Consider the following 12,863-nt stretch of genomic DNA (forward strand, 5'->3'; position numbering starts at 1 on the left):
ATCCATACCACCATCCTATCCCCTTTCCCCGTGGCATCCTGGACGTGTGGACCCCTACCGGGAGTACCAGGACTACGTGGTGGCCTCGAGGCTCCTGGTGGCCCTGGGGCTTTCCCGGGAGGTGCTTTCCCTGGCCCAGTATGCCCGGCTTCGCCTTAAGCGCATGGAGCTGGTCCAGAAGGGATGGTTCGGCCGCCTGGAAAGCTTGGATGAGCGCCTGCGCTATGGCTTCTTCAGCAATCCCCTAAAGCTCAAGGAGTTCCTCAAGCGCACCGCCCACGCCCCCTTTTGGGCCTCCCCCCTGGCCTTCGAGGCCCTGCTATTTCCCGAGGAGCAGGCCCGCCTTACCTACCCGGGGCAGGCAGGGGAGTACTACCTGGGCTGGCTCAGGCTACCCCATCTCCTCAGGGATCCCCTGGCCTTTGAGGAGGCCCTGAGGGAGCAGGAGGCCCGGGCCCAAGCCCTTCCCCTCTTCCTCAACGCCTTCCACCGGGTACCCGGCCCTTGATGCCTTGGCCCTAGGCCTCCTCCTCGAGAAGGGGCAGGCGCACCCGGAAGAGGGTCAGGCCGGGCTGGCTTTCCACGGTGATCTCTCCCCCGTGGGCCCTGGCGATGGCCTGGGCGATGGCCAGGCCAAGGCCTGTGCCTCCTCCGGGCCCCCGGGCGAAGCGCTCAAAGAGGCGGGGAAGGAGGTCTTCAGGGATTCCCGGGCCATGGTCCTCCACCTCCAAGAGGGCGTTTCCCCCTTCCCGCTTGAGGCGCACCCAGACCCCTTCCCTCCCCGCGGCCCGCACCCCGTTGGCGATCAGGTTCCTGAGCATCTGCAAGAGCCGGTCCGGGTCCCCAAGGACCTCCAGGGCCTCCCCCTGAAAGGCCACCCCATACTCCCGGGCGGCCTCCTCCGCTAAGGCCTTCAGATCCACGATGTGGGGGTTTAAGGTGCGCTCCGCCTCCCCCCGGGCCAGGGAGAGGAGGTCCTCCACCAGGCGGCGCATCCGCTCCGCGGTGGCCCGGGCGCTCCCAAGAGCTTCGGGGTCTTGGGGGTTTCGCCCTAGCCGGTCCAGGTGGCCGAGAAGCACGGTGAGAGGGGTCCTGAGCTCGTGGCTGGCCTCGGCCAGAAAGGCCCGTTCCTTCTCCTTGGCCTCCTTGAGGGCGAAGAGGAGGCTGTTTACCGCCTCCACCATGCGGCCGAACTCGTCCTTGGGGAGGTTGAGGGGAACGGGGTCCAGGCGCTCGGGGTTACGCCGGGCGATCTCCTTGGCGGCTTCCTCCAGGGGCCTGGCGGTGAGGCGGGCGGTGAGGTAGACCAAGGCCGTGCCCAGGGGGAAAAGAAGGAAGAAGGCCTCGAGGAGGGCTTGTCTCAAGGCCTTTTGCGCCAGGTCTATGGGGGCGGTGTCCTGGGTGAGGGCGAGGATAAGGGCCCCGAAGGGGCTAGGTTGGCTAGGGTGGAGGCCCAAGGGGGTGCGCACCAAAGCGGCGGCGAAACCTCCCTGCCAGATGACCCGGGGAACCTTCCCCACTTCCTTCAGGGCCTCAGGGGGAAGGCGGTGGGCCTCCTGGGTCAGGATCAGGGCCTCCCCATCCTCCGCATAGAGGTGCAGGTAGACACCCCCGGTGGTGAGGAGGGTCCCCGTCTGCCCCTTGCGGTAAGCCTCCGCCGCCCGCTTGGCATCCTCCAGGAGGGTGGCCTCGAGGTGGCCTCTAAGGGCTCGCTCCACTCCCTGTCCCGCCAGGTACAGGGCTCCCACCAAAAAGAGGAGCCAGAGGAGGCTGAAGGACAGGGAAAGCCGAAGCCGGAAGGACATGGGTCCGGGCTAGGTTTCCTCCTCGCCTCTTCCCGGGCGCACCGCATACCCTAGGCCCCGCACCGTGCGCAGGTAGCCGTAGGCCCCGGCCTCGCGGAGCTTGGCCCGGAGATTGGCCACGTGGACGTCCAGGACGTTGGAATCCCGGCCCAAGGATTTGCCCCAGACCTTCTCCTCGATCTCCTGCCGGGGAAACACCCGTCCCGGGCGGCTCATGAGCAGGTGAAGGAGTTCAAACTCCTTGGGGGAAAGCCGCACCTCCTTCTCCCCGAAGAAAACCTGCCGCCTCTTGGGGTAGAGCTCCAGGCGTCCCACGCTCAGGACCTCGCTTCCCTCCTTGTGGCGGAGTTGCACCTGGATGCGGGCCAAAAGCTCGGCGGGGTGAAAGGGCTTCACCAGGTAGTCGTCGGCCCCGTCGGAAAGAAGCCCCACCTTGCGCTCCACGGCGTCCTGGGCGGTGAGGACCAGGATGGGGGTATCGTCGGTGGCCCGGATGCGCCGGGCCACCTCGGCCCCGTCCAGGTCCGGAAGGCCGAGGTCCAGGATCACCAGGTCCGGTTTCCGTTCGCGGTGCTTCACCAGGCCTTCCATGCCGCTTTTGGCCCATTCCACGGCGAAACCCGCTTCCTTTAGCTCCAGCTCCACCAGCCGGGCCACCTCCGCGTCGTCCTCGATGAGCAGGATGCGCTTCATGGCCAGAGCCTTTCTGGAGGGGCGAGGCCATAAACCTCCTTGAGGAGCCTAAGGAGGCTCACCCGCTCCTTGTCCTGCAGGAGGACCACATCCCCGCGGTCGGCCACCCCGGGGAAGGTGCGGGGCTTCTCCCCCGGGAGCACCAGAAGAAGCTGTACCTCCTGGCCCAGCTTGGGGGGTATGGGGGCGGAGAGGGGGATCAGCCTTTTGCCCTCCACCCGCCAAGCCCCGTGCAAGATGCGCAGGTCCTGGGAGAAAAGCCTTAGCTCCGTGCCCGGGGGGAGGCCAGGCCCCAGGAGGGGAGGAAGGGCGGCCAAAACCGTCCCCAGGGAAAGGAGAAGTAGGGCCAGGGGACGCATCGCCTTCCATTCTACGCCGAGGGCCCGGCCTTTTGTGGGAGGGAGGTTAAGGAGCCTGAAGGTTTTTCCGGGAGGAGGAAGCCCGCAGAAACCACGTACTTGAGGGCATCCTCCACGCTGATCTCCAAGGGGATGACCTCCTCCGTGGGCACCAGGATGACCATGCCGCTGGCGGGCACAGGACTCGTGGGCACCAAGACGGCGGTGTACCCTTCCGGCAAGGGGGGGAGCCGGCCGTCCACCGGCTGCACCACGAAGCAGAGGGTGTAAAGCCCTCTCCGGGGGTACTCGATGACTGCGGCCCGGCTGAACTTCACCTCCTGGTGGCCGAAGAGGGTGTGGGTGATCTGCTGCACCGCCTTGTAGATGTCCCGCACGATGGGGAAGAGGAGGAGGGAGCGCTCCAAGGAGACGATGAGCCTTCGGCCCAGGTAGTTTTCCGCCACGGTGCCCACCAGGTAGATGAGCACCCCCGCCAGGAAGAGCCCCACGAAGGGTAGGAGGGGCTGGTAGGTTCGGGGCACCTCGAGGTTCAAAAGGCGCAGGAAGCTCTGGATGTAGCCCCCGGAATAGGTGTAGACCCAGGCCAGGAAGTAGAGGGTGACCAGAAGGGGAAGAAGGGTAACCAGCCCGGTGAGGAACCTCTGGCGCAGGCGCATGGCTTTCAGTTTACGGGGAAACCCCCCTCTCTTGGGCGGGCTGGCGGAGGGGCCTTGGCTTGGGGGCGTGCTTTCCCGAAGGGAAACACCTAGCGGAGGTCTACGGTGCCCCCACACGGGCTTTCCTGGTGTGGGGTGCCCTTGCCGGGGCTCCCAACCTGGCAAGGCCAGGTTGGGGTGGTACCGCTAGCGCCCGTCCCCCCGGCTTTGGGCCAGTTCCTTGAGGCCCTTGATATCCTTTAGGATGATCTTGCCGTAGCCGGAGCGGATGTAGCCTTCCCGGGTAAGTTCCCCGATGACCTTGGTCACGGTTTCCCGCACGCTCCCCACCGCTGCGGCCAGCTCGTCGTGGGTGGCTCGGAGGACCAAGCCCTCCGGCTCCTCGTGGGCCAAGGGGGTTTCCGCCAGCTCCAGGATGGCCGCGGCCATGCGGTTTTTCAGGCGCTGGGTGGCCAGGCGCTCAATGCGCCGGTAGGATTCGGAAAGGGCCTGGGCCAGGCTGAGGAGCACCTGGCGGATCTCCTCGGGATGGGGTTCCTTGGGGAGGGGCTCCGCCACCACCTCGGTCACCGCCTCGGCGAAGTACGTGCGCTCCATGCCTGCCAAGGCCTCCTCGCCGAAGTACCCCCCGGGGCGAACCAGGCGCAGGGTGAGGGCGTTCCCCTCTTCATCCACCGCCTCGAGGCGCACGAGCCCCTCGAGGACCCGGTAGACCCGGTCCCGGGGCCCCGGCACCCCCGGGTACAGGATGACCTCGCCGGGCTTGAAGGTTACGGTTTCGCGGGCCTGGGTCATGGTTACCTCCTTGCCCCCAGGCTACCACGCGGGGAGGATTTTGTAAACCTATAGGTTGCAAAAATCCTCCCCGCCCTACGTTTTGTCCAGGGGCCTTTTACGAGCCACGGGCAGGAGGCGGTCCGTGGCGATCTCAGCTTCCCGGCCCTCCCTCTCGGCCCTTTCGCTCTCCAGCTCCGCCCAGAAAAGGGCCATCTCCCAAACGGCCTTGAGCCGCTCTTCCAGGGGCAGGCTCTGCCACTCGCTGCGGTCGTCTATAGGGGTGGTGAGGGGAAACCTGCGGGCGATGGGCCGGATTTTTCTCATAGCTCCTCCAGATCGCGCAGATCTAAAGGGCGTCCAAAGGCCCCCTTTAGGGTTTTGAAATCCTCGGGGTGGACCACGTAAACCGTTACCTTGGTGAAACGGGGTCGTCCCAAAAAGGCCAGGGCATACCCGCCGATGACCAAAAACCTGGCCCCGGCCCCATGCAGGGCGCGGAGGAAGTCCAGCATGTCAGGGGTCACCGCACGTTCTCCTTAAGCCAGTCCAGGTAGGGCCCGTGCCCCTCGGCGATGGGCAGGGCGATGATCTCGGGCACGGTGTAGGGGTGGAGGGAGAGAACCCGCTCCCTAAGCCGGGGGAAGGCGAAGGTGGTGGTTTTGACGATGAGGAGGACCTCCCGGTCCTCCACCACCTCCCCCTGCCAGCGGTAGACGGAGGTAAGGCCCGGCACCAGGTTCACGCAGGCGGCCAAGCCCTCCTCCACCAGGGTGCGGGCCAGGGTGCGGCCCACCTCCTCGCTGGGGGCGGTGATCAGGACCACCTCCTCCATCACTGTTCCTCCTCCACGGCGAAGGCGCTCACCACCTCGTCGTCCTCGGGGAGGTTCATCACCTTGACCCCGGCGGTGTCCCGGGAGTACTGGCGGATATCGGCCACGGGGGTGCGGATGGCCAGGCCCTTCTTGGAAAGGACCAGGAGGTCCTCCGTGCCCCGCACCTTGAGGAGAGCGGCCAGGCGGCCTACCTTGGTGGAAACCTTATAGGTGATCACCCCCATTCCCCCCCGGCCCTGCAGGGGGTACTCGGCGAGAGGGGTGCGCTTGCCGTAGCCCCGGGTGCTCACCGCCAGGAGGTCCACCATCTCCCCGGGCTTCACCGTTACCAGGGATACCACCCGGTCGCCCGGCTTCTTGAAGCGGATCCCCGTCACCCCCTGGCTGTCCCGGCCCGTGGCCCTCACCTCCTCCAGGGCGAAGCGGATGGCCTGCCCTTCCTCCGTGGCCAGGATGGCCTCGTCCTCGGGGTCGGAAAGGGCCACCCCGATGAGCCGATCCCCTTCCAGGAGGCGGATGGCGATGAGCCCCGCCGCCCCCAGGTTCTGGTACTCCCTTAAGGCGGTGCGCTTCACCAGGCCCCGTTCCGTGGCGAAGACCAGGTAGCCCTCCCCGTCCAGGCCCCTTACGGAAAGCAGGGCGGCCACCTCCTCCTCCTCGGCCAGGGGAAGAAGGGTCTTCACGTGCACCCCCCGGGCCTGCCGGCCCATCTCCGGTAGCTCGTAGACCTTCAGGCGGTAGACCCGGCCCCGGTTGGTGAAGAGGAGGAGGTCCTCATGGGCCTGGGCCACGAACACCTGGATGGCCTCGTCCTCCTCCTTGGTCTTGCCGGCGATCAGCCCCTTTCCCCCCCGCCCCTGGGCCCGGTAGCTCTCCAGGGGAAGGCGCTTTAGGAAGCCCTGGGCGGTGAGGGTGATGACCATGGGCTCGTCCTCTATGAGGTCCTCAGGGTTGAAGCTTTCCTCGAACTCGGTGATCACCGTGCGCCGGGCATCCCCGTACTTCTCCTTGACCCGGAGGAGGTCCTTCTTGACCTCGGCCCAAAGCCGCCCTTCCTCCTCGAGGATGGCCTTAAGCCTGGCGATCTCCTCCATGAGCTCCCGGTACTCCTCTAAGAGCTTTTCCCGCTCCAGGGCCACCAGGCGTTGCAGGCGCATGTCCAGGATGGCCTGGGCCTGGATTTCGCTTAGCCCGAAGCGCTCCATGAGCCCCTTTCGGGCCTCGCTGGCATCCTGGGAGGCCCGGATCAAGGCGATGACCTCGTCGATGTGGTCCAGGGCGATGAGGAGGCCCTCCAGGACGTGGGCCCGCTCCTCGGCCTTCTTGAGGTCAAAGAGGCTTCGCCGGCGCACCACCTCCTTGCGGTGGTCCAGGTAGTGGCGCATGAGGGAGAGAAGGGGGAGGACCTTGGGCTCCCCGTTCACGATGGCCAGGAGGTTCACCGTGAAGGAGGTCTGCAAGGCGGTGTGCTTGTAGAGCTGGTTCAGGACCACCTGGGGGCTTGCCCCCCGCTTGAGCTCTATGGCGATGCGCAGGCCCTGGCGGTCGGACTCGTCCCTCAGGGCCACGATGTCCTCGATCTTCTTGGCCTTGACCAGGGCGGCGATCTGGGCGATGAGGCCCGCCTTGTTGACCTGGTAGGGGATTTCCGTGACCACCAGCATGGGCCTTTGGCCCTTCTCCTCGATGCGTACCTTGGCCCGCACCTTGAGGCTTCCCCGTCCCGTGGCGTAGGCCTCCTGGATGCCTTTCCGGGAGAGCTTCCCCCCGGTGGGGAAGTCGGGGCCGGGGAGGTAGCGCATGACCTCCTCGAGGGTGATTCCGGGGTTGTCGATCATGGCCACCAGGGCATCCACCACCTCGGAGAGGTTGTGGGGAGGAAGGCTGGTGGCCATGCCCACGGCGATGCCGCTCGCCCCGTTTACCAGGAGGTTGGGGATGGCGGAGGGGAGGACCTCGGGCTCCTTAAGGGAGCCATCGTAGTTGGGGCGGAAGTCCACGGTCTCCTTGTCGATGTCCAGAAGCATTTCCGCCCCCAGGGGGGAGAGCCTGGCCTCGGTGTAGCGCTGGGCCGCCGGAGGGTCCCCGTCTAAGGAGCCAAAGTTCCCCTGGCCGTCCATAAGGGGGTAGCGCAGGTTCCAGGGCTGGGCCAGACGGGCCAGGGCGTCGTAGATGGCGGCGTCCCCGTGGGGGTGGTACTTGCCCATGACCTCGCCCACGATCTTGGCGCTTTTCACGTGCTTCCGGCCCGGGAGCACCCCCTCCTGGTAAGCGCCGAAGAGGATCCGCCTCTGGACCGGCTTGAGCCCGTCCCGCACGTCGGGCAGGGCCCGGTCCACGATGACGGACATGGCGTAGTTGATGAAACTCTGTTTAAGTTCCTCGGTGATCTCTACAGGCAGAACCTGGGACATAGCGCTCCTTGGGCGTTTCCGCCTCCTTTAAGTATAGCAACTTCCCCGCCGGGGTCTTCCCCGGCCAGGAGGGGATGGGGCCCTAGGGGGCCCCCACCTCCAGGACCTCCGCCAGGTAGACCAGGGCCAGCTTGTAGGAAAGCACCCCGAACCCGGAGACAATGCCCCGGCAGGCTCCTGCGGTGACCGAGTGCTGGCGGAAGGGCTCGCGGGCGTGGAGGTTGGAGAGGTGCACCTCCACCACGGGAAGGGGCTGGGCCCGTATGGCGTCCAGAAGAGCGTAGGAGTAGTGGGTGAGGGCCCCGGGGTTAAGGACGATGGCTAAAAACCCCTCGCGATGGGCTTGCTGTACCCACTCTATCAGCTGCCCCTCGTAGTTGCTCTGGCGGAAGGCCACCCCTAGGCCCAGCTCCGCTCCCCAGGCCTCGCAGAGGGCTTCCAGCTCCTCGAGGGTTGTCCTCCCGTAAACCTCGGGCTCCCTTGTCCCCAGCAGGTTCAGGTTGGGCCCGTTCAGGATCAGGACCATAGGGGCTCCTTTCCCTACCATTATCCCCCAGGGGGCGGACCCTTTGCTGGCGGGAAGGGCGTGCGCCCGCGGGATCCTGGCCTACTCCTCCCCTAGCCGGAGGAGGGAGAGGACCTCCACGTGGTGGGTGAAGGGGAAGAAGTCGTAGGGCCGGGCGAAGGCCAGTTGGTAGCCACCTCCCACCAGCTCCCCCACGTCCCTGGCCCAGGTGGCGGGGTCGCAGGCCACGTAGAGGACCTCCTTGGGCCGGGACTTCAAAAGGTAGGCCCTCACCTCCGGGGAAAGGCCGGTGCGGGGTGGGTCCAGGACCACCAGGTCAAAGCGGCCGAGATTCCTGGCCTCCTTGGCGTCCCCCCGGTGGAAACGCACGTGTTCTATGCCAAGCCGCCTCCTATCCGCCTCTCCCCGGCGCGCGGCCTCCTTGCTGATCTCCACCGCCACCACCTCCTGGAAACGGGGGGCCAGGAGAAGGGAGAAAAGGCCGCTTCCCGCATAGAGCTCCAGGGCCCGTTTCCCGCCGGAAACCAGGTTCAGGGCCTCCTCCAGGAGTTCCCCCATGGCCAAGGGGTTCACCTGGCTGAAGCTTTCCACGCTGACGGTGGCGGTGAGGGGGCCGAACCGCTCCAGCAGGGTCCTTTCCCCGTAAAGGGGCTGGACCCTTCCCCGGAAGCGGCCCTTGGGGGAGGGTTCGGCCCAGACCACCCCGGCGAACCCCTCCCGCACCAGGGCCCTGGCGGGGCGCTTGAGGTTTTCCGGGTTTCCCCCGATGAGGCCGAGGAGCACCCGGCCCTCGAGGAGGCTTCCCCTTAAGGCCACCTCCTCCACCGGCAAGGGCCAGGTCTTGAGAAGGGAGAAGGCCCAGGCTAGGGGCTCGGCCAGAAGGGGGTCTTCCTCCAGCCGGAAAAGCTCCTGGGTTTCCGGGAAGCGGTAGGCCAGGCCCCCCAGGGGATGGCGGGCGTACTGGGCGGCGGTGCGGTAACCCAGGGCCCTGGGGGAAGGACGGATGGGGGCTAGGGGGAAGGAAAGCTTGGCGATCCGGGTTAAGGCGTCTTCCACCAGGCTTTCCTTAAGGGGGAGCTGGCTTTCGTATAGCAAGGGCAGGTCGGCGGAGGGGGGGAGGGGGTGGGGGTAGCGGTCGGGACGGGGGGTGAGCACCTCCACCTCCTCCAGGAAAAGGGTTCCCTTGCGGCGCACGGGTTTTCCCCGCACCACCTCCCCCGGCAGGGCCCCCTTGATGAGGGCGGCTCCTTCCTCGGTGCGGGCGAGGCCATAACCTCCCGGCACCAGCTTCTCCACGGTGAGAACCTTCACCCTTTCACCCTACACCAAGCCCACCAGCGCTAAGATGGAGGGGTGATTCGGGTACTGTTAGCGGACGACCATGCCCTCTTCCGCCAGGGGCTCAAAAGCCTTTTGGAGGCGGAAGGGGATTTCCGGGTGGTGGGGGAAGCCAAGGATGGCTGGGAGGCCTTGCGCCATGCCCTCGAGGCCAAGCCCGACGTGATCCTCATGGACATCCAGATGCCGAACCTGGATGGGGTGCAGGCTACCCAGGCCATCCTCAAGGAGTGGCCCCAGGCCAAGGTCATCATCCTCACCATGTACCGCCAGGACGCCTATGTCTTTGAAGCGGTGAAGGCCGGGGCCAGGGGCTACCTCCTCAAGGACACGGATGCCAGCGAACTCATCGGGGCCATCCGCCGGGTGCACGCCGGGGAGGTGCTCCTGGATGCTGAGTTGGCCGGGCGGATTATCCAGGACTTTCGGGCCAAGAAGGAGTCCAGCCTTCCCCTCCATGCGGAGCTTTCCGAGAGAGAGATCCAGATCCTCAAGCTGGTGGCCCAGGGCTACACCAACCTGGAGATCGCCGCCGAGCTTCAGCTTTCCGAGAAGACCGTGCGCAACCGCCTTTCCGAGATCTTCCAGAAACTCCACCTGAACAACCGGACCCAGGCGGCCCTTTACGCCATACGGGAGGGGCTGGCCGGACCCGAGCCTCAGGAGTAGTGGGCCCGGTACGGCTTCTTTTGGAGCTTTCCTCCCTGGAGGGGGAGGGGGTGCGGGGGGAGTTCGTGGCCGCCCATCTGCCCAGGGCCCGAAGGGATGGCCTGGGCAACGTGTGGGCGGGGGAGGGGTCGGTGCTCCTCCTCGCCCATCTGGACACGGTGTTGCCGCCAAAGCCCCCCAGGCGGGTGGGGGAGAGGCTCTATGGCCCCGGGGTGGGGGACAACTCCAGCGGGGTGGCCGTTCTCCTCTCCCTTCCCGAGATGCCCGGGGTGGTGCGGGGCTTCACCGTGGGGGAGGAGGGTCTGGGGAACCTCAAGGGGGCCCGGGCCCTGGTGGAGACCCTGGCTCCCGAGGTGGTGGTGGCGGTGGATGGGTACCTTCCGGGGGTGGTGGACCGGGCTTTGGGCTCGGTCCGTTTCCGGGTTACCCTTCTGGGCCGGGGGGGCCACGCCTGGGGGGACAGGGGGACCCCCAATCCCGTGTTTGCCCTGGCGGAGGGGCTTTCCCGGCTGCACACCCTGTTCAAGGAGGTGGGGGGTGAGGCCAGCCTGAACGCCAGCGGCCTCCGGGGGGGCGAGGCGGTAAACGCCATCCCCAAGGAGGCCTCGGCCTTGCTGGAGATCCGCGCTTTGGAGGAGGAAGCGCTTCGCACCCTCTACCACAAGGCCCAGGAGGTTCTGGAGGAGGCGGCCCAACTCCATGGAGTGGAGGTTTCCCTGGAGGTCCTGGGGACGAGGCCTGCGGGAAGCACCGCCACGCCCAGGCTCCTCCAGGCGGCGGAGGTGGCGCTGGCCAAGATCGGGGAAAGGCCCCAGTTCCAGCCGGGTTCCACCGATGCCAGCGCCGCCATCGAACGGGGTATCCCCGCCTTGGCCCTGGGGGTGTACCGGGGGGGTGGGGCCCACACTCCGGAGGAATGGGTGCTTCCCCAAAGCCTTTGGGAGGGGCGGGAGGTGCTTCTGGCTTTTTTAAAGGCCCTTGGCGTAGGATAGGGCGTATGCGCGTGGGTGTCCTGAGGGGCTTCCTGTCCCGGCGATACCTGGGCTTTTGGGAAGCGTATTTAAAGGCCTTGGGGGTGGAGGTGGTGCGGGTGGAGGTGCCGCCTGCCCGCCACCAGCCCTACTGCCTGCCGGTGCAGGAGCTTTTGGCCCAGGTGGAGGCCCTGAAGGTCCAAGGGGTGGATTACCTGCTCCTTCCCGACCTCCAAGGAGGGGTGGAGTCGGAAAAGGGCGGGGGGCAGTGCCCGTGGCTTTTGGACCTCGAGGCCACCCTCCTCCGCTACTTTCCGGGGCTTCCCCCGGTGCTCAAGGTGCCTGCAGAGCTCTCCGAGCGGGTCCTAGGCCGGGCGGGGGAGGTGGGCCACCTCCTCACCCAGAACCCCATGTTGGTGGGGCGGGCCCTGGACCGGGTGCGGGGGCTTTTGAAACCTCCTCCTCCCCTCAAGACCCCCCTGGGGAGCGTGGGGGTGGTGGCCCAGCCCTACCTCCTCGAGGAGGAATCCTTCCGGAGGACGGTGGAGGAGGCCCTGGCCCGGGAGGGGCTCATCCCCTACTTCCCCGACCTGCCCCCGGAGAAACTCAGGGAGGAGGGGGATAGGCTTTTCCCCATGGACCTTCCCACCGACCGGGAACTGGTGGGCATGGTCCACTACCTCCACCGCCTGGGCCGGGTGAGGGGTCTTTTGCTGGTGGTTTCCTACGCCTGTCCCCCCATTCCCGGGATCTTGCGCAAGGCTGTGCGGCGGCTTGCCAAGCCCCACCGCCTGGTCACCCTGGGGGAGGACTGGCAGGAGGCCCTGAAGGCCCTGAAGGAGGAGATGGGGGCTTAATACCCCCCCATGCAGGCCCAAGCCTGCATGGGGGCCCCGGTAGAAGGTCTCCCTGAAGTTTTGGGAGACCGGGAAGTGTAGGAACCGAAAGTAAAGGGTATAAGGGCCCCTGCATAAAGCCTGCTTGGGGTTTTCTCCCAGGGAGGGCCTGAAGGGGTGCGGCCAAGGTCCCAAGGGCCCCCAGGCCCCGGTGGCCTTTGACACGGTTTCACAAAGGCAGCTAAAATTTGGTCCTGGGGGAGGCGATGAACCCTCGAGCCCCAGACGGGCGCCAAGGGCCGGGGAGGAGCCAGTGGCGCGACCGGCCCCCAATGTAGGGAGGTGAAGCATGCGGAAGCCCTTTGGCCTCTGGGCCCTCTTGGCTCTCCTCTCGGGCCTTGCCCTGGCCCAGAACACGGATAGCCACACGGTCACGGTAAAGATTCCCCCGGTTCTCCAGCTCAGCCTGGACGCCACGGACTATCTCTTTGACTTCACCGACGCCACCCTCCAGGGCACGGAGACGGTCACCGTGGGCAATATCCCCTACACCAAGGCCTCCCTGGCGGCCTACCTCAACTTCCTGGACTCCGGCGGCCCTACCCAGGACTTCGCCCCCACGTCCCTTGGGGGAACGACCAACGCCTACGGTACCGTCACCGTCCTTACCAACCGGGGCCAGTGGACGGTGAAGATTGACAGCATCGGGGGCACCCTCACCCTTGGCAACGACCGGGTAAAGGTCTTCGCCGAGAAGGTCTCCGGGAAAGGGAGCTCGTTAACCCCGTCGCCCACCCCTATCGCTTCCGACCTCCCCCTCTTCGGTGCTGGCTCGGTGGGGCAGGGCAAGTCGGTGTACAAGCTCTACTATCTCTTCACCATGGACATCAGCGACGACATCCCTCTTGCTGGCCTGAACGAAAGCATCACCCTCAACCTCCTCCTCTCCTCGCCCTGAGGGGGGAAGGCCGGGGAGGGGCG

The 12,863-nt window shown here is 66.5% G+C and carries 16 protein-coding genes; 5 read left to right on the top strand and 11 right to left on the bottom strand.

The genetic code is table 11. The annotated features are described in order from the left end of the window. Nucleotides 1-46: 46 nt before the first annotated feature. The gene (locus tag MI302_RS02960; protein WP_038071460.1) at nt 47-508 is read left to right on the top strand and encodes a hypothetical protein; all 462 of its coding nucleotides are present in this window, start codon (nt 47-49) and stop codon (nt 506-508) included. Nucleotides 509-518: 10 nt separating this feature from the next. Here MI302_RS02960 and MI302_RS02965 read toward each other — a convergent pair whose 3' ends face one another. The 11 genes from MI302_RS02965 to MI302_RS03015 form a co-directional block, all read right to left on the bottom strand. Then, nucleotides 519-1,805, bottom strand: coding sequence for a cell wall metabolism sensor histidine kinase WalK (locus tag MI302_RS02965; protein ID WP_019551059.1), 1,287 nt, complete (start codon nt 1,803-1,805; stop codon nt 519-521). Between the two features lie 9 nt (nt 1,806-1,814). Then, nucleotides 1,815-2,498: a response regulator transcription factor gene (locus MI302_RS02970; RefSeq protein WP_239726155.1), complete on the bottom strand. Its 684-nt coding sequence runs from the start codon at nt 2,496-2,498 to the stop codon at nt 1,815-1,817. Next, nucleotides 2,495-2,857, bottom strand: coding sequence for a hypothetical protein (locus MI302_RS02975; RefSeq protein ID WP_019551057.1), 363 nt, complete (start codon nt 2,855-2,857; stop codon nt 2,495-2,497). Before MI302_RS02975 ends, MI302_RS02970 begins: the two co-directional genes overlap by 4 nt. Nucleotides 2,858-2,868: 11 nt before the next feature. Continuing rightward, the gene (locus MI302_RS02980; RefSeq protein WP_038071465.1) at nt 2,869-3,516 is read right to left on the bottom strand and encodes a DUF502 domain-containing protein; all 648 of its coding nucleotides are present in this window, start codon (nt 3,514-3,516) and stop codon (nt 2,869-2,871) included. Between the two features lie 186 nt (nt 3,517-3,702). Continuing rightward, on the bottom strand, nt 3,703-4,311 hold the full coding sequence (locus MI302_RS02985; protein WP_015716402.1) for a helix-turn-helix domain-containing protein: 609 nt from the start codon (nt 4,309-4,311) through the stop codon (nt 3,703-3,705). A 75-nt stretch (nt 4,312-4,386) separates the two neighbouring features. After that, nucleotides 4,387-4,617, bottom strand: coding sequence for a hypothetical protein (locus MI302_RS02990; protein ID WP_239726156.1), 231 nt, complete (start codon nt 4,615-4,617; stop codon nt 4,387-4,389). Beyond that, nucleotides 4,614-4,817 (bottom strand): hypothetical protein, encoded by a 204-nt coding sequence (locus MI302_RS02995; RefSeq protein WP_239726157.1) that lies wholly within the window; start codon nt 4,815-4,817, stop codon nt 4,614-4,616. Before MI302_RS02995 ends, MI302_RS02990 begins: the two co-directional genes overlap by 4 nt. Continuing rightward, nucleotides 4,814-5,125: a divalent-cation tolerance protein CutA gene (gene cutA / locus MI302_RS03000; RefSeq protein ID WP_015716405.1), complete on the bottom strand. Its 312-nt coding sequence runs from the start codon at nt 5,123-5,125 to the stop codon at nt 4,814-4,816. Before cutA ends, MI302_RS02995 begins: the two co-directional genes overlap by 4 nt. Further along, entirely contained in the window at nt 5,125-7,542 is a 2,418-nt protein-coding gene (gene gyrA / locus MI302_RS03005; RefSeq protein ID WP_239726158.1) for a DNA gyrase subunit A, read from the bottom strand. The genes cutA and gyrA overlap by 1 nt, the downstream gene beginning before the upstream one ends. Before the next feature lie 82 nt (nt 7,543-7,624). Further along, nucleotides 7,625-8,068, bottom strand: a complete 444-nt coding sequence (gene aroQ, locus MI302_RS03010) for a type II 3-dehydroquinate dehydratase (protein WP_015716407.1) — start codon at nt 8,066-8,068, stop codon at nt 7,625-7,627. 81 nt (nt 8,069-8,149) lie between these two features. After that, nucleotides 8,150-9,379, bottom strand: coding sequence for a class I SAM-dependent RNA methyltransferase (locus MI302_RS03015; protein WP_239726159.1), 1,230 nt, complete (start codon nt 9,377-9,379; stop codon nt 8,150-8,152). A gap of 42 nt (nt 9,380-9,421) precedes the next feature. Between MI302_RS03015 and MI302_RS03020 the strand changes: the two genes are divergently transcribed. The 4 genes from MI302_RS03020 to MI302_RS03035 all read left to right on the top strand — a co-directional run bounded on the left by MI302_RS03020 (nt 9,422) and on the right by MI302_RS03035 (nt 12,840). Beyond that, entirely contained in the window at nt 9,422-10,075 is a 654-nt protein-coding gene (locus tag MI302_RS03020) for a response regulator transcription factor (protein ID WP_019551049.1), read from the top strand. Further along, the gene (locus MI302_RS03025; RefSeq protein ID WP_239726160.1) at nt 10,075-11,067 is read left to right on the top strand and encodes a M20/M25/M40 family metallo-hydrolase; all 993 of its coding nucleotides are present in this window, start codon (nt 10,075-10,077) and stop codon (nt 11,065-11,067) included. Before MI302_RS03020 ends, MI302_RS03025 begins: the two co-directional genes overlap by 1 nt. Before the next feature lie 5 nt (nt 11,068-11,072). Next, the gene (locus MI302_RS03030) at nt 11,073-11,903 is read left to right on the top strand and encodes a hypothetical protein (protein ID WP_126164838.1); all 831 of its coding nucleotides are present in this window, start codon (nt 11,073-11,075) and stop codon (nt 11,901-11,903) included. Nucleotides 11,904-12,231: 328 nt separating this feature from the next. Next, nucleotides 12,232-12,840 (top strand): hypothetical protein, encoded by a 609-nt coding sequence (locus MI302_RS03035; protein ID WP_239726161.1) that lies wholly within the window; start codon nt 12,232-12,234, stop codon nt 12,838-12,840. Nucleotides 12,841-12,863 lie beyond the last annotated feature (23 nt).

Source organism: Thermus sp. NEB1569, from assembly GCF_022385295.1.
Classification (GTDB): domain Bacteria; phylum Deinococcota; class Deinococci; order Deinococcales; family Thermaceae; genus Thermus; species Thermus scotoductus.

Excerpts from the sequence above, each read along its gene's own strand:
- MI302_RS02990 (WP_239726156.1), bottom strand. The coding sequence starts at position 4,617 with ATGAGAAAAATCCGGCCCATCGCCCGCAGGTTTCCCCTCACCACCCCT.
- MI302_RS03035 (WP_239726161.1), top strand. The coding sequence starts at position 12,232 with ATGCGGAAGCCCTTTGGCCTCTGGGCCCTCTTGGCTCTCCTCTCGGGC.
- cutA (WP_015716405.1), bottom strand. The coding sequence starts at position 5,125 with ATGGAGGAGGTGGTCCTGATCACCGCCCCCAGCGAGGAGGTGGGCCGC.
- MI302_RS02985 (WP_015716402.1), bottom strand. The coding sequence starts at position 4,311 with ATGACCCAGGCCCGCGAAACCGTAACCTTCAAGCCCGGCGAGGTCATC.
- MI302_RS03030 (WP_126164838.1), top strand. The coding sequence starts at position 11,073 with ATGCGCGTGGGTGTCCTGAGGGGCTTCCTGTCCCGGCGATACCTGGGC.
- aroQ (WP_015716407.1), bottom strand. The coding sequence starts at position 8,068 with ATGGTCCTGATCCTGAACGGGCCCAACCTGAACCTGCTGGGGACAAGG.
- MI302_RS02980 (WP_038071465.1), bottom strand. The coding sequence starts at position 3,516 with ATGCGCCTGCGCCAGAGGTTCCTCACCGGGCTGGTTACCCTTCTTCCC.
- MI302_RS02975 (WP_019551057.1), bottom strand. The coding sequence starts at position 2,857 with ATGCGTCCCCTGGCCCTACTTCTCCTTTCCCTGGGGACGGTTTTGGCC.
- gyrA (WP_239726158.1), bottom strand. The coding sequence starts at position 7,542 with ATGTCCCAGGTTCTGCCTGTAGAGATCACCGAGGAACTTAAACAGAGT.
- MI302_RS02970 (WP_239726155.1), bottom strand. The coding sequence starts at position 2,498 with ATGAAGCGCATCCTGCTCATCGAGGACGACGCGGAGGTGGCCCGGCTG.
- MI302_RS02965 (WP_019551059.1), bottom strand. The coding sequence starts at position 1,805 with ATGTCCTTCCGGCTTCGGCTTTCCCTGTCCTTCAGCCTCCTCTGGCTC.